This is a genomic window from Kitasatospora phosalacinea, from assembly GCF_030268885.1.
Classification (GTDB): domain Bacteria; phylum Actinomycetota; class Actinomycetes; order Streptomycetales; family Streptomycetaceae; genus Kitasatospora; species Kitasatospora phosalacinea_C.
In genome coordinates this window covers 92882-111862 of sequence record NZ_BSSA01000017.1, presented here as the reverse complement: position 1 = coordinate 111862, position 18981 = coordinate 92882, and the positions used below count along the sequence as shown (strand labels likewise).

The 18981-nt window shown below is 77.2% G+C and carries 14 protein-coding genes; 11 read left to right on the top strand and 3 right to left on the bottom strand.

Translation table 11 applies throughout. From position 1 onward, the window contains the following. Positions 1-92 precede the first annotated feature (92 nt). The 6 genes from lanL to QSK52_RS23475 all read left to right on the top strand — a co-directional run bounded on the left by lanL (position 93) and on the right by QSK52_RS23475 (position 9493). Entirely contained in the window at positions 93-2993 is a 2901-nt protein-coding gene (gene lanL, locus QSK52_RS23500; RefSeq protein WP_285738115.1) for a class IV lanthionine synthetase LanL, read from the top strand. A gap of 151 nt (positions 2994-3144) precedes the next feature. Then, positions 3145-5112 (top strand): alpha/beta hydrolase family protein, encoded by a 1968-nt coding sequence (locus QSK52_RS23495; RefSeq protein ID WP_285738114.1) that lies wholly within the window; start codon positions 3145-3147, stop codon positions 5110-5112. 127 nt (positions 5113-5239) lie between these two features. Further along, complete coding sequence (locus tag QSK52_RS23490; protein WP_285738113.1) at positions 5240-5383, top strand: VenA family class IV lanthipeptide; 144 nt, start codon at positions 5240-5242, stop codon at positions 5381-5383. Between the two features lie 96 nt (positions 5384-5479). Beyond that, a complete protein-coding gene (locus QSK52_RS23485) occupies positions 5480-7180 on the top strand; it encodes an ATP-binding cassette domain-containing protein (RefSeq protein WP_285738112.1) in 1701 nt (566 codons plus the stop codon). A 128-nt stretch (positions 7181-7308) separates the two neighbouring features. Then, positions 7309-9111 carry an ATP-binding cassette domain-containing protein gene (locus QSK52_RS23480; RefSeq protein WP_285738111.1) on the top strand — a complete coding sequence of 601 codons (1803 nt, stop codon included), beginning with the start codon at positions 7309-7311 and terminating at the stop codon, positions 9109-9111. 229 nt (positions 9112-9340) lie between these two features. Next, positions 9341-9493 carry a hypothetical protein gene (locus QSK52_RS23475; protein WP_285738110.1) on the top strand — a complete coding sequence of 51 codons (153 nt, stop codon included), beginning with the start codon at positions 9341-9343 and terminating at the stop codon, positions 9491-9493. 126 nt (positions 9494-9619) lie between these two features. On the opposite strand, the gene QSK52_RS23470 is transcribed toward QSK52_RS23475, so the two are convergent. Continuing rightward, positions 9620-10699 carry a Zn-dependent alcohol dehydrogenase gene (locus tag QSK52_RS23470; RefSeq protein WP_285738109.1) on the bottom strand — a complete coding sequence of 360 codons (1080 nt, stop codon included), beginning with the start codon at positions 10697-10699 and terminating at the stop codon, positions 9620-9622. 205 nt (positions 10700-10904) lie between these two features. On the opposite strand from QSK52_RS23470, the gene QSK52_RS23465 reads away from it, so the two are divergent. The 5 genes from QSK52_RS23465 to QSK52_RS23445 all read left to right on the top strand — a co-directional run bounded on the left by QSK52_RS23465 (position 10905) and on the right by QSK52_RS23445 (position 16855). Then, positions 10905-12296 carry a M48 family metalloprotease gene (locus tag QSK52_RS23465; protein WP_285738108.1) on the top strand — a complete coding sequence of 464 codons (1392 nt, stop codon included), beginning with the start codon at positions 10905-10907 and terminating at the stop codon, positions 12294-12296. A gap of 104 nt (positions 12297-12400) precedes the next feature. After that, a complete protein-coding gene (locus QSK52_RS23460) occupies positions 12401-13078 on the top strand; it encodes a class I SAM-dependent methyltransferase (protein WP_285738107.1) in 678 nt (225 codons plus the stop codon). Positions 13079-13334: 256 nt separating this feature from the next. Then, positions 13335-14681 (top strand): hypothetical protein, encoded by a 1347-nt coding sequence (locus QSK52_RS23455; RefSeq protein ID WP_285738106.1) that lies wholly within the window; start codon positions 13335-13337, stop codon positions 14679-14681. Between the two features lie 7 nt (positions 14682-14688). Continuing rightward, entirely contained in the window at positions 14689-15726 is a 1038-nt protein-coding gene (locus QSK52_RS23450) for an N-acetylmuramoyl-L-alanine amidase (protein WP_285738105.1), read from the top strand. 247 nt (positions 15727-15973) lie between these two features. Continuing rightward, the gene (locus QSK52_RS23445) at positions 15974-16855 is read left to right on the top strand and encodes a hypothetical protein (RefSeq protein WP_352230301.1); all 882 of its coding nucleotides are present in this window, start codon (positions 15974-15976) and stop codon (positions 16853-16855) included. A 270-nt stretch (positions 16856-17125) separates the two neighbouring features. Here the strand turns inward: QSK52_RS23445 and QSK52_RS23440 are convergent, their stop codons facing one another. Together QSK52_RS23440 and QSK52_RS23435 are read right to left on the bottom strand one after the other, a co-directional pair. After that, positions 17126-18205: a prenyltransferase gene (locus tag QSK52_RS23440; RefSeq protein ID WP_285738103.1), complete on the bottom strand. Its 1080-nt coding sequence runs from the start codon at positions 18203-18205 to the stop codon at positions 17126-17128. Further along, the gene (locus QSK52_RS23435) at positions 18202-18942 is read right to left on the bottom strand and encodes a class I SAM-dependent methyltransferase (RefSeq protein WP_285738102.1); all 741 of its coding nucleotides are present in this window, start codon (positions 18940-18942) and stop codon (positions 18202-18204) included. Before QSK52_RS23435 ends, QSK52_RS23440 begins: the two co-directional genes overlap by 4 nt. Between the last annotated feature and the right edge of the window lie 39 nt (positions 18943-18981).

Sequence of the window (18981 nt, the reverse complement as noted above, 5' to 3'; positions counted from 1 at the left end):
CGAGTCCACCGCGAAGGGGTGTGAAGCAGATGGGGGCGGGCACACCGCTGCGCAGGACAGGGGGGCCGGGTCCGGTCGACGACGAGCCGGGTGTGGACGGCACGTTGGTGGAGGTGGCGCGGGCGGCCGTGACCGGCAGCAGGGCCCGGGGAGGCGGCGGCGACTGGACGGTCGCGGTCGAGGGCTTCTGGTGCACGGTGCGGCCGCCCGGCCGCGAGCTGCCCGCCCAGGGCTGGAAGCTGCACGTCAGCGCGGCCTCCTCGGTGGCGGTCGAAGTGCTGTCCGCGGTCGCCGCGGTGGTCGCCGACGACCCGTGCGCGTTCAAATTTACCGCCGACCGGCAGAAACTCCACGAAATCAATTCCCGGAACAGCGAACGGGGATCGTCCGGGAAATTCGTCACCGTCTACCCGAACGACGACGAGCAATTCCGGCGGCTCGCCGAGGAACTCCACCTCGCGACCGCGGGAATGCCCGGTCCGGTGATTCTCTCCGACCGTCCGTACCGCCCCGGCAGCCTGGTGCACTACCGCTACGGCGCGTTCGCCGGGCGGTCGGTGCTCGGCAACGACGGCGCCTACCGCTCGATGCTGCGCGCCCCCGGCGGCGCCCTGGTCGAGGACGTCCGCACCGCCGCCTACCGCCGCCCGCCCTGGGTGGTCGACCCCGTCGAGGGGGCGGGATCGACCACCGCGGGAGCGCACGCCGCGGGAGCGGGACCAGGAGCGGGAGCGGCGGTCGGCGGCGCACCGGCCACCGTCGGCACCGGGCGGCCGACGGCCGTCCGGGTGCCCGCCCAGCCCGGCCCCGGCGCCCGGCGCTCCGGCGGCGTGCTGCTGGACGGCCGCTGGGCGCTGACCGCCGCGCTGCGGCACAGCGCCAAGGGCGGGGTGTTCCTGGGCAGCGACCGCACCACCGGCGCGGAGGTGGTGGTCAAGCAGGCCCGGGCGCACATCGAGGTCGACCGGGCCGGGACGGACGCCCGCACCGCCCTGCGGCACGAGGCCGAACTGCTCGACCGGCTCGCCGACAGCGGCCTCACCCCCCGGGTGCACGCCCTGGTCGAGCAGCAGGACTCGCTGTTCCTGGTCCAGGAGCGCGTCCCCGGCCAGGCCCTGGGCAGCTGGGTCGCGGCCCGGCTGCGCCGCGACGGCACCCCGGACGTCCGCTGGGCCGAGGCCGGTCCGCTGGCGCTCGCGCTGCTCGACCTGGTCGAGCGGGTGCACCGCCGCGGGCTCGTCCTGCGCGACCTCTCCCCCGGCAACGTGCTGGTCGCCCCGGACGGGAGCGTCCGCCTGGTCGACCTCGAACTCGCCGTCCCCGCCGGGGTGCTGGCCGGTTCCGCGGGCACCCCCGGCTACCGCGCACCCGAGCACTCCGGCCCGCACCGCACCGGACGGGCCGCCCGCAGCACCGACCTGTACGCCCTCGGCGGCCTGTACTTCCTGCTCGCCACCGGCCACGACCCGCTGCTGCCGGACGACCTGCCGCAGGCCCGCCCGGTCGCCGACCGGCTGGGCCGCTGGCTGGCACTGGCCGCCCGCGAGGGGGAGACCGCCCGCCGGCTCGCCCCGCTGGTGCTCGGGCTGCGCGCCGAGGCCCCCGACCGGCGTTGGAGCCTGGAACGCGTCCGCACCGCGCTCGCCGCCGAACCGGCCACCGCCACCGCGTCCGACACCGCCGCCGCGCCCGTCGCCGCACCGCCCGTCGCCCCGTCCGCACTGGACCGGCTGCTGCACGACGGCCTGCACGACCTGGCCCGCAGCGCCACCCCGCAGCGCCGCGACCGGCTCTGGCCGACCGTCCCGAACGGCCTGCTCACCGACCCGTGCAACGTCCAGCACGGCGCCGCGGGCGTCCTCGCCCTGCTCGCCCGGGCCGCCCTCGCCCCGCTGCCCGACCCCGTCCGGGAACGCGCCCGCAGCACCGCCGCCCTCGCCACCACCTGGATCGAACGCCGCTGCGCCGCCGAACCCGTGGTCCTCCCCGGCCTGCACTTCGGCCGGGCCGGAACCGCCTGGGCCCTGTTCGACGCCGCCGACGCCCTCGGCGACCCCGGCCTCGCCGAACGCGCCGCCGGACTCGCCGCGAAACTCCCGCTCGACTGGCCCAACCCCGACGTCTGCCACGGCGCCGCCGGAGCCGGCCTCGCCCAGCTCCGCGCCCACCGCGCCACCGGCGCCCGCACCTACCTCGACCGCACCGCCCGCTGCGTCCGGCACCTGCTCTCCGCCGCCCGCGAGGAACCGTACGGGACGGTCTGGCCGGTGCCCGCCGACTTCGACTCCGCCCTCGCCGGGGCCACCCACCTCGGGCACGCCCACGGCGTCGCGGGCATCGGCACCTTCCTGCTGGCCGCCGCGACCGCCCTCGCGGACAGCGGCGACCCCTCGTTCGCGGACACCGCGGCGGGAGCCCGCGCCGCCGCCGACCGCGCCGCCCGCACCCTGGCCGCCACCGCCCGCCACGAAGGTCCCGCCGCGTGGTGGCCGCAGAGCCACGGCGACCCCGACCACGTCCGCCTCGCCCACTGGTGCAGCGGCTCCTCCGGGGTCGGCACCTTCCTCGTCCGGCACTGGCTGGCCACCGGCGACGGGACGTCCCGCCGACTCGCCCTGGCCGCCGGCCAGGCCGTCCTGGACGCCCGCTGGCACGGCGGCGTCAGCGCCTGCCACGGCCTGGCCGGGAACGGCGAGTACCTCCTCGACCTCGCCGACGCCACCGGCGAGGCCCGCTTCCGCCGGGGCGCCCACGAACTCGCCGCCCTGATCGCCGCCCGCACCTCCCTGCGCGAGGGCCTGCTCGTCCTCCCCGACGAGACCGGCACCACCGCCACCCCCGCCTACGGCACCGGCACCGCGGGCCCGCTCGCCTTCCTCCTCCGCCTCCGCCACGGCGGCCCCCGGATGTGGCACGCCCCCGCACCGGCCCCGCCGGCGGCCCCGTCAGCGCCCCCGTCAGGGGCCCGGGGAACGGCGGGTCCGGGCTGCTGACGGCCGGAGCCCACCGAAGGTCCGAGCTGCTTCGGACCGTGGTGAGGACCGTGGTGACAGCGCCCGGAACCCATGCGCGCCCGTGAGCAGCCCCGGCCCGCCGCCCCCGGCCCCCGATCGTTCCGACCCGTCTGCCGAAAGGTGGTCCCCGATGAGCACGCAGACCGTGCACCTCGCGTTGCGGCGGCTCAGCTTCACCTTCGCCGGCGACGGCTCGCACGCCGCGTGCCTCGCCGCCGGGGCCGACGGCGGGTGGTACGCGGAGAGCTGGCGCCTCCCGGCGGACGGTCCGGCCGTGCCGACCGCGCTGCCGTCCGAGGAGAGGCTGCGGGCGCAGCTGCTGGCGCTGCCGGACGGCCGGGTGCTGGTGTGCCGGCACGACGGGGACCGGCACGCACTGGTGCTGCTGGCGGCCGGGGAGCCGGAGGTGCCGTTGGCGGCGTTGCGGCTGCCGGGGCTGCGGATGCTGGCCGTGCCGGGCGGGGCGGCGGGCGGCGCCCCGGTCGCGGTGCTGCTGGGGACGGACACCCGTCCGGTGACGACGGTGTGGCTGCTGGCGGCGGACGGGTCGGCGCCGCGGGAGGTCGCACAGCTGCCGGGGTTGCACGGCGGCGGGGTGTGGCTGGACGCGGCGGGGCGGCTGCTGGCGCTGGACCGGGTGGTCGGCGGGATGGTGAAGACCGTCGTGCTGGATCTCGAACTGGGCACCACCACACCGCTGTTGGAGTTGGGCGAGAGCAGCAACGACCGGCTGGTGCTGTTCGATCCGGCGACCGGTTTCGGGATGCTGCGCAGCGACGCGCCGGGGGTGGACCGGCTCGGCTGGGCGCTGATCGGCGGCGGCGAGCCGGTGCGGTTCCCGGACTGCCTGCACCAGCCGGGGCGGCTGCTGCGCCCGGTGGCGGCGGCGCCCGGCCTGGCGCCGGGCGCGGAGCCGCAGGTGGTGCTGCAGGTGGACCACGGGGCGGCGTCGGCGCTGGTGCTGTGGCGGGCGGGCGAGAAGCAGGTGCGTCCGCTGCCGGTGCCGCCGGGCCGGTTGGGGGCGGTGGGGCACTGGTCGGCGGCGGGGCTGCGGATGCCGTACTCGGCGCCGGACCGTCCGGCGGCGCTGGCCACGCTGGACGTGGCGGCGCTGCTGGCGGCGGAGCCGCTCCCGGCGGGCGTTCCGGTGGCGCTGCCGCTGCCGCTGGCACCGCTCAACTCCCCGTCCCCGCCGCCGTCCCCGCAGTCCTCACAGCGCACGTCCCCGGCGGGCTCGGCGTCCCCGGCGGGCTCGGCGTCCCCGGCGGGCTGGCGGCTGGACGGGTCGGCGGAGCCGGGGGACGGCGGCCGGTGGCGGTCGGCGCAGTGCCTGGAGCTGGCCGGTCCGGCCGGTCCGGTGGAGGCGGTGGTGTACGGCGGCGAGTCGTGGCTGTCGGCGCCGCACCTGGTGCTGGCCCTGCACGGCGGTCCGGCGGACGCCTGGCGGCTGGAGTTCGACCCGGCGCTGCAGCGGATGTCGGCGGACGGGCTGGCGGTGCTGGCGCCGAACCAGCGCGGTTCGACGGGGTACGGGCCGGAGTTCGCGATGGCGATCCGCGGCGCGTGGGGCGGGCCGGACCTGGAGGACGTGCTGGCGCTGCTGGAGGGCGTGGCGGGGCAGCGGGCGGCGCTGGGGCTGGAGCCGCCCGCGCTGTTCGGGGTGAGCTACGGCGCGTTCCTGGCGCTGCTGGCGGCGGCGCACGCCCCGGTGGGGTCGGTGGCGCGGTGCGCGGTGGTGGCGCCGTTCCTGTCGGGCGGGCGGCTGCTGGCGGAGGCGGCGGCCCCGGTGCGGGCGCTGACCACCCGGCTGGGCGGCGACCGGGAGCTCGACGACGCCCGCGGTCCGCGCGACGTGCTGCGGGTGGCGCACCGGCTGCACGCGCCGCTGCTGGTGGTGCACGGGGACCGGGACGAGGTGGTGCCGGTGGGCCAGTCCCGTGCGCTGCGGCACGAGTTGCTGCGGCTGGGGCGGGTGGAGGGCGTGGACTTCCGGTACGTGGAGGCGGCGGGAGCGGGGCACGAGGTGCTGGCCGAGGAGGGGGCTGCGGCGGTGCACGAGCTGCTGGCGGGCTTCCTGCGCACCGGCCGTCCGACCTGACGGCCCGGTCGTCGAACGCACAGACTTCCCGGCGCCCCGTGCGTGCGGGAGACGGACCTGCGGCGGTGCGCCGTCGCAGTCGCCGGGCGCGTCCGCGTCCGGTGGAACCCCCAGGGAGGGAAACACCATGGAGAACACGTTCTCGTTCGAGACCGACCTCGCGGCCCTGCAGGAGCTGCCGGAGCTGGAGACCGTGGAGCTGGGCGGCCACGGCGGCGGGTGCCAGTACACCTGTCTGATCCTGACCTGCCTGATCTTCACCGTCAGCTGACGTCGGGGCGCCTCGCCCGGGCCGTGTCCGTCCCCGTCCGCGGGGGCGGGCACGGCCCTCCCACCTGCCCGTCCCACTTGTAGACCAGGAGTTGCCGTGCGTGGGTGGTCGGTCGCGCTGACGGTGTCGGTGCCGCTGGAGGCGGCGGCGACGCTGGCCCTGCCGGGGGTGGCGGGGGTGGTGCTGGACGCGGTGCTGGCGGGCCGTCCGGCGGGGTGGGCGGTCGGGGGGCTGGCGGCGCTGCTGGCGGTGGGGGCGGCGGCGTCGGCGCTGGCCGCGGTGGCGGGTCCGGCGTGCACGGCGGCGGACACGGTGGCGTTGCGCGGGTCGCTGGTGCGGCGGGTGCTGTGGCTGCGTCCGTTCCCGTCGGCGGTGGAGCGACTGTGCGGGGAGCGGCCGGGTCCGGGTGACCTGACGGCCCGGCTGGTGGGTGCGGCGGCGGACGCGGGGGCGGTGCGGACGGCCCGGCTGGCGGCGGTGACGGCGCTGGTGACGTCGGCGGGGGCGGTGCTGGGGCTGGCGGTGCTGTCGCCGTGGCTGGCGGCGGCGTTCTTCGCGGGGGTGCTGCCGGGGGTGGTGCTGGTGCGGTTGTTCATGCGGACGGCGGAGGACGTGTTCGTCCGCTACCAGGAGGCGCAGGGGCGGTTGGCGGACCGGCTGGCGGACGCGCTGACGGGGGTCCGGACGGTGCGGGCGGCGGGGGCGGAGCGGCAGGAGGCGGCGCGGGTGCTCGGCGTGCTGCCCGAACTCGGGGAGGTGGGGCGGGCGTTGTGGCGGGCGCAGCGCCGGACGGTGGGTCAGGTGACGCTGCTGGTCGCGGCGGTGGAGCTGACGGTGCTGGGGACGGCGGGGCAGTTGGTGGCGGCGGGGCGGCTGCCCGCGGGGGCGTTCGCGGCCGCGGCGGGGTGGGCGGCGTTGGGGCTGGGGTTCTTCGAGCAGGTGGAGGCGCTGGTGGGGGTGGCGCACGCGCGGGCCGGGTCGGCCCGGGTGCGGGAGGTGGAGGAGCTGCCGGGGCCGGGTGCGGGTGGGCGTGAACTTCCGGACGGGCCGGGCGAGTTGGTCTTCCGTTCGGTGCTGGTGCGGGACGACGAGGGGGCGGTGGTGTTCGGCCCGGTGGAGCTGACGGTGCCGGGCGGGGCGACGGTCGCGGTGGTGGGGCGCTCGGGTGCGGGCAAGTCGCTGCTGGCCGCACTGGCGGGCGGGTTGCGGCTGCCGGACGGCGGCGAGGTGCTGGTCGACGGGGTGCCGGTGGCGGCGCTGTCGGTCGCGGAGCGGCGCCGCGCGGTCGGTTACGCCTTCGAGCGCCCGCTGCTGATCGGGCCGTCCCTGGACGAGGCGCTGGAGGGCGCGGACCCGGCGGCGCTGGCGGCGGCCCGGGCGGACGGCTTCCTGGCCCGGCTGCCGCACGGCGGCCGTACGCCGGTGGGTGAACTCCAGCTCTCCGGTGGCGAGTTGCAGCGCCTGGGGCTGGCCAGGCTGCTGGCCGGGAACGCCCGGGTGGTGGTGCTGGACGACGCGACGTCCAGCCTGGACGCGGCGACCGAGCACCAGGTGGACCGGGCCCTGCACGAGTCCACCCGGGGCCGCACCCGCCTGGTCGTCACCCACCGCGCGGCGGTCGCGGCCCGGGCCGAACGGGTGGTGTGGCTGGACGGCGGCCGGGTCCGCGCGGTCGGCACCCACGCCGCGCTGCTCGCCGACCCGGCCTACCGGGCGACCCTGTCGGGCGCGGCCCCGGACGGGCGGCGGGACGGGGGACGCCGGGGGCCCGGGGAACGGCGGGCACGGGCCCGCTGACGGTGCGCTGCCGTCGGGCGCCGACGGCTTCGGGTTCCGTGCCCCGGGCGTCGGCGGCACGGGCCCGCCGTTCCCGCGCCCCCGAAGGGGCTCGCGGGCGTCAACACACAGCTGGGAGGAGCGGTTTCGTGGGGCGGCATCGGCGGGCGCCGGGCGGGCGGGGGCTGCGGGAGTTGGCCGCGGTGGTGCCGCGGCGGGCGGTGTGGCGGTTGGCGGGGTGGTCGGCGGTGGAGGCGCTGCCCGCGCTGTGTTCGGGGCTGCTGGTGGCGGCGGCCGCGGACCGGGGGTTCCTGGCGGGGCGCCCGGGGACGGGTTTCGCCTGGCTGGGGGTGCTGGGGGCGGTGACGGCGCTGCGTGCGCTCGCGGCGCGGGCGGTGTTCCCGCACCTCGCGGAGGTGGTGGAGCCGCTGCGGGACGCCCTGGTGGCGCGGGTGGTGCACGGGGCGCTGTCGCGGCCGGATCCGGACGGCCCGGCGGAGATCGCCCGGATCACCGAACAGGTGGAGTCCGCCCGGCAGTTGACCGCCACGCTGCTGCGCAGTGCGCGCGGGGTGGGATTCGGGCTGGTGGCGGCGCTGCTGGGGCTGGGGCTGCTGGCCCCGCCGGTGCTGCCGCTGGTGCTGCTGCCGCTGCTGCTGTCGGGGGTGCTGTTCGTCCGGCTGCTGGGGCCGCTGGTGGCGCGCCGCCGGGCGGTGGTGCTGGCGGACGAGCGGATCGCGGCCGAGGCGGGCCGGGCGTTCGCCGGGCTGCGGGACGTGGCGGCGTGCGGGGCGCAGCAGCGGGTGTCGGCGCACCTGTCGGCCCTGGTGGAGGCGCAGGGCGAGGCGCTGCGGTCGGTGGGTCGGGCGGCGGCGGCCCGGTCGCTGACGGTCGCGGTGGGCGGGCGGCTGCCGCTGCTGGCGGTGGTGTGCGCGGCGCCGTGGCTGGTGGGCCGCGGCTGGCTGACGGCCGGGCAGGTGCTCGGCGTGGCGACCTACCTGCTGCAGCAACTGGAGCCTGCGGTACGGGCGTTGGCGGGCATGCTGGGCAGCTGGCTGCTGGACCTCGCGGTGGTCCTGGACCGGCTGACGGCCGCCTGCCCCGCGCCACCGCCCGCTCCCGTCCCCGCGCCCGCTGCGGCCTCTGCGGGGGCCGCGGAGGCCGCGAGGGCCGCAGGGGCCGCGGGCGGCGACGGTTCGTTGCGCGTCGAAGGGTTGCGGTTCGCCCACCCCGGGAGCGCCGAACCGGCGCTGGAGGGCGTGCAGTTCGAACTCCACCCGGGCGCGCACCTGGCCGTGGTCGGCCCGAGCGGCACCGGCAAGTCGACGCTGGCGGCGCTGCTGGCCGGGGTGCTCAGCCCGGACGCGGGCCGGGTCCTGCTCGGCGGCCAGGACGCGGCCGCGCTCCCCGCCCCGTCCCGGGCCGCCCGGCTGGCGCTCGTCCCGCAGGAGGCGTACGTCTTCGCGGGCACCGTCCGGGAGAACCTGTGCTGGCCGTCCGGGGCGCACTCGGACGCCGAACTCGCCACCGCCGCCCACCGGGTGGGCTCCGCGCGCCTGCTCGCCCGCCTCGGTGGCCCCGACGGCCGGATCGCCGCCCCGGCCGCCCTGTCCGCGGGCGAGCGCCAACTCCTGGCCCTGACCCGGGCGTTCCTCTCCCCGGCCCCGGTCGTCGTCCTGGACGAGGCCACCTGCCACCTCGACGCGGAAGCCGAACTCCGGGCCGAGGAGGCGTTCGCCGCCCGTCCCGGCACCCTGGTCGTCATCGCCCACCGGATCGGCTCGGCGGCCCGCGCCGACCGCGTCCTCCTCCTTGACGCCCCCGGCCCGCTCCTCGCCTCCCACGCCGACCTCCAGGTCCTCTCCCCCTTCTACCGCGCCTGCTCGGGGGGCTCTTCGGCGGACGAGCACGCGCCGTCAGGGGCCCGGGGAACGGCGGGCCCGAGCCGCTGACGGCCGGAACCCACCGGAGGTCCGTGCTGCTTCGGGCCGCGGCGGCAGAGCCCGGAGCCACCGCGCGCAGCAGCGGTGGACCGCCGACGGGTTCGGTAGGCTCCGCCGGTGTTCGGCCGTTGTCGTGGTTCCCCACGGGCCACCGCGAGGACGGCCGGTTGCGTGCTGCCCGGGTTCCTTCGGCGGCACGGCCACTGACCGTTTCCTTCGCACGGAGAAGACCGACCTGATGTCCGAGTCCATCGACGACAGCACCGAGCACGGCCACCGCACGCCGGGCGCCGACGAGACCGCCGACGGCGGGGCTCACGGACGGCACCGGGGCACCACCGCCGGCGACGACGCCCCGGAGGCGGACCCGCACGGCCGCCACCGCCGCTGACCGTCCCGCAGGCCGTCCCGCAGGCCGTCCCGCCAGCCGTCCGCAGGGCCTCGCGGGAGGGACCGCACCGCACCGGTCGGCGCCCCGGCCCCGTCACCGTCCTGACGGGGCCGGGGGCGCCGCGCGTCAGTCGGTGAGCAGGACGGTCCGCAGCGCCTCCCCGGTCCGCATCTGGGCGATCGCCTCGTTGGCCCGGGCCAGCGGCAGCTGGTGGGTGATCATTCCGGCGAGGTCGAGTCGTCCGGCCCGCCAGAGGTCGATCGCGAGGCCGACGGTGCGGCGGACGTCGCCGCCGCCGTACATCGAGGGCAGCAGGCGCTTCTCGTTGAAGAAGAGTTCGCCCATGCTGAAGGAGACCTTGTCGTCCTGGGCGCCGGCGCCGATCACCACCACCGCACCGCCGCGGCGGGCCGCGTCGTAGCCGGCCCGGACGGTGGCGGCGCGGCCGACGGCCTCGAAGACGTGGTCGTAGCCGCCGGCGGGCAACTCGCGGGCGGCGTGCTTGAGTTGTTCGGGGGCGATGGCGTCGGTGGCGCCGAAGCCGAGGGCGCGTTCGCGGCGGGAGGCGACCGGGTCGACGACGGTGATGCGGGCGGCGCCGCTGATCCGGGCACCCTGGACGGCGGCGATGCCGACGCCGCCCGCGCCGATCACGGCGACGGTCGAACCGGCCTCCACCCGCGCGGTGTTGACGACGGCGCCGAGTCCGGTGGTGACGCCGCAGCCGATCAGGGCGGCGAGTTCGTGGGGCAGGTCGTCGGGGACCGGGATGACGGCGTCGGCGGCGACGACGAGTTCCTCGGCGAACGCACCGGTGCCGTAGAAGCCGTACGCGTCGGTGTCGCCGCTGATCCGGAAGGCGGGGGTGGTGAGGCGCCGGATCGAGGCGGTGCACAGGTGGGTGCGCCCGGCCCGGCAGGCGGGGCAGCGGCCGCACGGCGGCATCCAGCAGAGCACCACCCGGTCGCCGGGGGCGAGGCCGGTGACGCCCGGGCCGACCTCGACGACGTCTCCGGCGCCCTCGTGGCCGGGCACGAAGGGGGCGGGTTGCGGCAGGACCCCGGCCATCGCGGACAGGTCGGAGTGGCAGAGGCTGGCGGCCCGCACCCGGACCCGGACCCGGCCGGGCCCGAAGCCGACGGCTTCGACGTCGTCGCGGACGTCCAGGGCGTCCTGTCCGGTCTGCTGCAGGATCGCTGCGCGCACGGGCTGCTCCCGGGGTGTTCGGCCGCCGGTGACGGCGGGATGTTCGGCCGCCGGTGACGGCGGGATGTTCGGCCGCCGGTGACGGCGCCCGGTGGAACGCGTTCCACCACGGCCGCCCCTGTATAGCGCATCCCCCGCACCCGCCGAGCGGTTCGGACGCAAACCCGCTTCCCCGGGCCCGTCGGCTGTGGCAGGATCCGCCGCCGTGTCGACTGCCGAAACCCCGGCCTCCGCGGCCCCCGCCGCCCCGGCCCCCGCCGCCCCGGCCCCCGCCGTCCCCGTCCAGGCCGCCCCGGCCGCCGAGCGCTGCCCGCAGTGCGGTGCGCCGGTGGCCCCGCAGGAGCGCTTCCCGACCTGGTGCCCGTCCTGCGAGTGGAACCTGCTGCCGCCCGAGCCGTCCCTCGACGGCCTGCCGCCGCGGGCCCGGCGCCGGGCCGAGCGGGAGAAGCGGCGCGAGGAGAAGCGCCGCCGTGAGGTCAGGGCCCGCACCGAGGAGGTGTTCCGGCTGGTCGCGGAGGGCGGGTCCGACCTGGAGCACGGCGCGTCGGTGGGCGCGTTCCTGCTCGCGGGGGCGGTGCACCTGGTGTCGCTGGCGGTGCTGCTGACCGGCGTGTCCCTGGTCGCGGGGTGGCCGCTGGGCGGCTGGCCGGCCCGGGTGCTGGGCGTGATCGCGCTGGCGGTGGCGTTCCTGCTGCGTCCGCGGCTGGGCCGCCCGGAGCGCTCCGGGGTGCTGACCCGGGAGGCCGCGCCGACCCTGTACGGGCTGGTCGACCTGGTCTCGGCGGAGTTGGGCGCGCCGAAGGTGGACTCGATCGTAGTGACCTCCGCGTTCAACGCCTCCTTCGGCACGTACGGGCTGCGCCGCCACCGGCAGTTGGAGATCGGCCTGCCGCTGTGGACGGTGCTCACCCGGCAGCAGCGGGTCGCGCTGCTCGGGCACGAGATCGGGCACTGCGTGAACGGGGACTCCCGGCGCGGCGTGTGGACGGGTTCCGCCGTCAACGCGCTGGACGAGTGGTACGTGCTCACCTACCCGGCGCGCGACAACGAGACGAATGCCAACCTGTTCGTCGCCATCGCCTCCACCGTCACCGTCCTGGTGCTGGGCGTGCTCAACCTCGGGGTGCGGGCGCTCAGAGGGCTGATGCACCGCCTGCACCTGCGCAGCGGGCAGGCCGCCGAGCACCGGGCCGACCTGATGGCCGCGCGGCTGGCGTCCCCGCGGGACGCGCGGGGCATGCTGGTGGCGCTGTTCAACAAGCCCACGCTGGACGTGGTGCTGACCCGGCAGCGGGCCCTGCCCCGGGCCGGCGGCCGGGCGGCGCGGGCGGCCGGGCCGCTGCCGGGGCTGTGGGAGGCGCTGGCGGAGGCGGCCCGGTCGGTCCCGCCGACCGAGGTGGAGCGCCGGGTGCGGCTGTCGGAGCGGGAGGTGTCCACCACCGACGCCTCGCACCCGCCGACCTACCTGCGGCTGCGGCTGCTGGCCTCGGCTCCCCCGGCCGACCGTCCCCCGCTGGTGCTGGACGCCGGACGGGACGCCCTGATCGAGGCGGAGCTCGCGCCGAGCCGGCGGCGGGTCGCCGCCGCACTGCTGTAGCCGCCCGCACGGCCCCGCCGCGAGCCGCACGGCCCGCGGCGGGGGCGTTCCTACCATCCAGTAGGGTCCTGGGGCAGCCACCCCCGGCCCGGCAGGAGCGCCCGATGACCGACCCCACCCCCGCCGCCGCGTCCGCGCAGCCCGTACCGGACCCGCAGGTCCTGGCCGCGTTCCGGGCCGCGACCGGTTTCATGCCGGAGGACGAGGGCCTGGCCCTGTACGCGGCGGCGCTCGACGCGGCCGGACGCACCGGGCTGCCGCTGCTGGAGATCGGCACGTACTGCGGGCGCTCGGCGATCCTGCTGGCGGACGCGGCCCGCCGGGCCGGGACGGTCGCGCTGACCGTCGACCACCACCGCGGCTCGGAGGAGCAGCAGCCGGGCTGGGAGTACCACGACCCGTCGCTGGTCGACCCGGAGGTCGGCCTGATGGACACCCTGCCGCGGTTCCGCCGCACCCTGCACGCGGCGGGCCTGGAGGAGCACGTGGTCGCGCTGGTCGGCCGCTCGCCGCAGGTCGCGGCGGTGTGGCGGGGCCCGCTGGCCCTGGTGTTCGTGGACGGCGGGCACACCGACGAGCACGCGACCGGCGACTACGAGGGCTGGGTGCCGCACCTGGCCGCGGACGGCCTGCTCGTGGTGCACGACGTCTTCCCCGACCCGGCGGACGGCGGCCAGGCGCCGTACCGGGTGTACCTGCGGGCGCTCGCCGAGGGCTTCGAGGAGGTGTCGGTGACGGGCTCGCTGCGGGTGCTGCGCCGCACCGCCGCGGCCTCCGGCTGACCCGTTCCGGCCCCGATCCGGCCCGCACCCGACCCGCGCCGGACCCGTCCGTTCCCGTCCGGGAGCGAAATTCCCGGGCCCGGAGGGGAACGATCAACGCCGCTGCAGCGTCGTCCCCACCGCGACGCGTTGCCGGTCCGCCGTGACCGCGCGCACCGGCGGCCGGTACGGTGTCGGCGGCAGACGACGAACGGTCCGGACGGGGAGCGGCCCGTGCGGAGCACCGGCACCGGTCAGTTGGGGGCGAGGGCAGGGCATGACGGAACAGGGCAGCGCCGCGAGGGCGGTCTGGGACCCGACCGCGAACAACGGTGCGGGCGGCTGGGTCCGTCGGCCCGTGGCGGCCGACCCGGCTGCGGCGGGGCCGCCCACCACGGCGATCCCGCTGCCGCCGATCCCGTCCGGTCCGGCGGCCCCGGCCGCGCCCGTCCCCCCGCAGAGCGGCCAGCAGCCGCCCGCCGCCCCGTCCCCGCAGCAGCAGCCGGCCCCGCCGCAGGCGCCCCAGTCGCAGCCGCAGCCGCAGGGCTACGGGTACCCGCAGCCGCAGCCCCCGCAGACCTTCGGCGGCCAGCAGCCCGGCTTCACGCCGCCGCCCGGCCCGCCGCAGGCTCCGCAGCCGCAGCCGCAGGGCTACGGGTACCCGCAGCCGCAGTCCCCGCAGACCTTCGGCGGGAACCAGACCTTCGGCGGCCCGCCGCCGGGCTTCGGCGGTCCTCCGCCGGGTTTCGGCGGCCAGCAGCAGCCGGGCTTCACCCCGCCGCCCGGCCCCGGTGACCAGAGCTTCGGCGGGAACCAGACCTTCGGCGGCCAGCAGCAGCCGTTCAACAACGGCCCGGGCGGCTACGGCGGCTACCAGGAGCCGGAGTTCGACTACGAGGACGACCCGCGCCGCCGCCGCACCCCGCTGCTGATCGGCGTGGCCGCGGGGCTGGTGCTGCTGATCGGCGGGGCCGTGGTGCTGGTGCTGCAGAACAGCGGCTCGAACGACTCCCCGTCCGCCAAGGGCAGCGCCAACCCGACGGCGGCGCAGCCGAGTTCGGGGAAGAGCGGGACGGGCACCGGCAGCCAGGACGCTTCTCCGGCGGCGTCCGCGTCGCCGTCGGCCTCGGCGTCCGCGTCGGCCTCGCCGTCGGCGGGCCCGGAGGCGCAGGCGCAGGCGAAGGCGCTGGACGCGCTGCTGAGCGAGGGCGAGGGCGCGAAGGCCCCGATCGGCAACGCGGTGGCGAAGGTGCGCAGTTGCCCGGCGAAGGCGGAGGTCGACGGCGCGGCCCAGGTGTTCGACACCGGCGCGCAGCAGCGCGACGCGCTGCTGACCAAGCTGGCCGACCTGAAGACCGACAGCCTGCCGGGCGGCGACGCGGCGGTGGCTTCGCTGCGGACGGCCTGGCAGACCTCGGCGGACATCGACCGGGCGTACGCGGCCTGGGCGCGCACCGTCTCGGAGAAGGGCTGCACCAACAACCAGGCGCCCACCACCGCCGACCTGGCCCGCGCCAACGACCTCAACCCGAAGGCCACCCAGTCGAAGCAGGACTTCGCGGCGAAGTGGAAACCGATCGCCCAGGCGTACGGGCTGACGCCCCGTACCGGGGACAGGATCTGAGGAACACGTGACTGGCCGTACCACCCCGTACCGCGACCGCCCCGACGGCCCCGAGGAGCCGGACCCGTACGCCGGTCCGTACGCCGACCCGGCGCGGCGGCCCGCCCGCTGGCGGCCGGCCGCGAAGGCGGCGGCCGTGGTGCTGCCGGTGTGCCTGATCGGCTGGCTGGGCTGGCAGGCCGTGGCCAACAGCTCGCGGGACGTCACCTCGACCGCCTCGGCGCCGCGCACGCCGAGCTACGCGGAGGGCGACCGGGTGGGCGGCGCGGCCGAGGACGACGGCTCCCCGGCTTCCCCGCCCGCGGGCCCGTCCGCGGCAGGCCCGGGAGCGGTCCCGTCCCCGGCGGCCGCGGCCCCGCAGAGCGGGGGGTCGAAGCCGCTGGCCGGGCGGACGGTGCTGCTCGACGCGGGCCACAACACGGGCAACGCCGGGCACACCGCCGAGATCAACCGCACGGTGGACATCGGCAACGCCCGCAAGGAGTGCGACACCACCGGCACCTCGACCGACGCGGGCTACCCGGAGGCCGAGTTCACCCTGGACGTGGTGCACCGGGCCCGGCAGATCCTCCAGGACCGGGGCGCGACCGTGGTGCTCACCCAGGACGGCGACCGCCCCTGGGGGCCGTGCATCGACGAGCGCGCCCGGATCGGCAACGACGCGAAGGCGGACGCGGCGGTCTCGGTGCACGCGGACGGCGCGCCGGCCTCCGGCACCGGCTTCCACGTGATCATGCCCGCCCGGGTGGTCGCCGGTCCGGCCGACACCTCGGCGATCGTCGACCCCTCGCACCGGCTGGGCGTGCTGCTGCGCGACGCCTTCAGGGCGGGCACCGGGGAGCCGTACTCCAGCTACATCGGCCAGCAGGGCCTGGACACCCGCAGCGACCTGGGCGGTCTCAACCTGTCCAAGGTGCCGAAGGTGTTCATCGAGTGCGGGAACATGCGCAACTCGGGCGACGCCCGGCGGATGACCGACCCGCAGTGGCGGCAGAGCGCCGCCCAGGCCCTGGCCGATGCCCTGACCAGCTATCTCACCGGGTGAGCCGACCGGCCCGCCCCCACCTCCACCCCGATTCCCGGCGCCCCCTCCCGTACCGATTCGGTGCGGATCCGGAGGGCGCCGTGCACGCGGCGTCGCCTTGGCTCTAGGCTTTTGCCCCGTCGTACCGACCCGGTACCACGGGGGCCCGGTCAACCGCCCGCCGACCACGACTACACCAATGAGGGGAACGTCAGTGAATCTGCGCGCTCTCACCAGGGGAGACGCCGCCGTCGCCGGTGCGGCCGTATTGCTCCTGATTTCGTCCTTCCTGCCCTACCGGAGCGCGGACTGCGGTTCGTACTGCCGGGGCAACGACTCCTTCAACTCCTGGAAGTCGGACTACTTCCCGATCCTCCAGTCGGTCTTCCTGCTCGGGATCATCGGCGCCGTGCTGATCGTGGTCGCGGCCCTGCAGAAGGCGACGCTGGGCAACAAGGAGTTCGTCGGGCTGCGCCTGGACCAGTGGGGCAAGGCCTCGGTCGTCATCGCCCTGTGGGGCATGCTGTGGTCCTTCGGCGGCCTCAGCGACACCGGCATCAACTACGGCGGCGGTGCCTGGCTCGGCCTGGTCTCGCTGCTGGTGATGGCCGGCGTCGTGATCGCGGGCGGCGCGCTGCCCGCGCTGCAGGCCCCGCTGAGCAGCGGCACCCCGGCCGTCGGCCAGCAGTACCCGCAGTACGGCGGCCAGCAGCAGCCGGGTGCGCCCGGCTACGGCTACCCCGGCGCCCAGCAGCAGCCGTTCCCCGGCCAGCCGCAGCCCGAGCAGGGCGGCGCCCAGCCGTTCGGCCAGGCCCAGCCGGCCCCGGGCGGCTACGGCTTCCCGCAGGCCGCCCAGGCCGCCCCGTCCCCGGCCGCCGCTGCGGCCGCGCCGCTGCCCACCGCGGTGCAGCCCGCCGTCCAGGAGCAGGTCCCGGCGCAGGGCGGCGCCCCGTTCGCCCCGTTCTGGTTCGCCGTCCCGGCGGTCCGCCAGCTCGCCAACAAGGACAACCCGGCCGCCCCGGCGGTCGGCGAGCTCGTCCCCGGCACCTGGTACCTGGCCGTCGACCAGCGCGGCAGCGCCCTGGTCGCCCAGCTCCCGGACGGCACCCACGGCGTCCTGAACGACACCACCGGCATCCAGCGCGGCTGACCCGGTGCACCGCACGGAGCGGTGAGCACAACGGCGAAGGTCCGCCCCGAGGAGGGAACCCCCCTCCCCCGGGCGGACCTTCGCCGTCCTCCCCACCCACCCCGAACGCCCCACCAGGGGCGCGGGGAACTGCGCACAGCGGAAGACACCGAACGCGAAGGTCCGCCCGAGGAGGGAACCCCCTCCCCCGGCGGACCTTCGCGTTGCGTCCCCGCCCCACCGGGCGGCCCGGGCGGCCCGGGCGGCCCGGGCGGCCCGACGCCGGAACCGCTAGCAGCAGTCGTTGACCACCAGCCCGCCCGGCAGGTGCTCGCCGCCGAAGACGCTGACCGTCGCGTGGTCGCCGCCGAGGGCCGCGACGGCGAGCAGCAGCGCACCGGCCGTCCAGGTGGTGCGCTCCTCGGGCCAGATGGCGTGGTCCTCGTAGACGTAGCCGGTCCAGTAGGAGCCGTCCCGGTGCCGCAGGTGCTGGATCCAGCGGAGGATCTCGACGGCCCGGTCGGACTGCCCGGCGGCCCACAGGGCGAGGGCGAGTTCGGCGCTCTCGCCGCCGGTGACCCAGGGGCGGTCGCTGACGCAGCGGACGCCGAGGCCGGGGACGACGAAGCGGTCCCAGTCGGCGGCCAGGCGCCGCGCCGCGTCCTCGCCGCGCAGGGCGGTGCCGAGGACGGGGTAGTACCAGTCCATGGAGTAGCGGTCCTTGTCGAGGAACCGCTCGGGGTGGTGGGCGATGGCGTGCCGGAGGCGTCCGGCGGCGAGCTCCCAGTCGGGTTGCGGCCGGTCGAGGTGGTCGGCGACGGCGAGTCCGCAGCGCAGGGCGTGCAGGATCGAGCAGGAGCCGGTGAGGAGGGCGTCCTCGGCGGCCGTGCCGTCCTCGTCCTGGCGCCAGGCGATGGCGCCGCCGGGGAGGCTGAGCCGGACGGTGTGGTCGAGGGCGCGGCTGACGGTGGGCCAGATCCGTTCGAGGAAGCGGTCGTCGCCGGTGGCCAGGTGGTGGTGCCAGGCGCCGACGGCGACGTACGCGCAGAAGTTGGTCTCGCGGGCGCGGTCGGTGGCGGTGCCGTCGGCGGTGCCGGGCTGTCCGTAGGCGTAGGCGGCGTACCAGGAGCCGTCGGGGTTCTGCCGGTCGGCGAGCCACTGGTAGGCGGCTTCGGCGGCGGCGTGCTCCCCGGCGGTGTCGAGGGCCATGGCGGCCTCGGTGTGGTCCCAGGGGTCGAGGTGGCCGCCGTGGAACCAGGGGATCGCGCCGTCGGGCTGCTGGTGGGCGAGGATCGAGCGGACGGTGTCGGCGGCCTGCGCGGCGTCCAGGACGCCGTCGAGCAGCAGGGCGGCGGGGACGGCGGCCGTCACGCGCCGCTCCCGGGCAGGTGGGGCTTGCTGGCGTAGACGACGAAGGACTTGCCGAGGACGGGGTTGAGGGCCTTCTCGGCGGCCCTGGTGAGGGTGGAGATGACGGGGGTGCCGACGATGTCCCAGACCAGCAGCTGGTGGTAGGCGCGCACCGGCAGGGCCTTGTCGTTGTCGACGCCGACCGCGCACTTGATCCACCAGTAGGGGGCGTGCAGGGCGTGCGCGTGGTGGGTGCCGTACGGGGTGAGGCCCGCGCCGCGGACCTTCTCGACGAGTTCGTCGCCCTTGTAGATCCGGATGTGGCCGCCCTCGACCTCGTGGTACTCGTCGGACAGCGCCCAGCAGATCTTCTCGGGCAGGTAGCGGGGCACGGTGACGGCGAGCAGTCCGCCGGGCTTGAGGACGCGGACCATCTCGGCGAGGACGCCCTCGTCGTCGGGGATGTGCTCCATCACCTCGGAGATGATGATCCTGTCGAAGGTGGCGTCGTCGAAGGGCAGGTTCAGCGCGTCGCCCTCCATCGCGGTGGCGCTGGCCCCGGCGGGGGCCTCGCCGGCCTGCTCCATGGCGGCGAACCACTTGCGGACCTCGGCGATCTCCTCGGCGTTCCGGTCGAGGGCGACCACGTTGGCACCGCGCCGGTAGCACTCGAACGCGTGCCGGCCGCCGCCGCAGCCCAGGTCGAGCACCCGGTCGCCGGGGGCGAGCGGGAAGCGGGAGAAGTCGACGGTCAGCACTGCGGGGCTCCCATTCGCGGAGGGGGTGGTACTTCGGAG

Bases quoted from the DNA above. Each gene is read 5' to 3' on its own strand.
- QSK52_RS23495 (WP_285738114.1), top strand. From the start codon at position 3,145: ATGAGCACGCAGACCGTGCACCTCGCGTTGCGGCGGCTCAGCTTCACC.
- QSK52_RS23490 (WP_285738113.1), top strand. From the start codon at position 5,240: ATGGAGAACACGTTCTCGTTCGAGACCGACCTCGCGGCCCTGCAGGAG.
- QSK52_RS23475 (WP_285738110.1), top strand. From the start codon at position 9,341: ATGTCCGAGTCCATCGACGACAGCACCGAGCACGGCCACCGCACGCCG.
- QSK52_RS23460 (WP_285738107.1), top strand. From the start codon at position 12,401: ATGACCGACCCCACCCCCGCCGCCGCGTCCGCGCAGCCCGTACCGGAC.
- QSK52_RS23455 (WP_285738106.1), top strand. From the start codon at position 13,335: ATGACGGAACAGGGCAGCGCCGCGAGGGCGGTCTGGGACCCGACCGCG.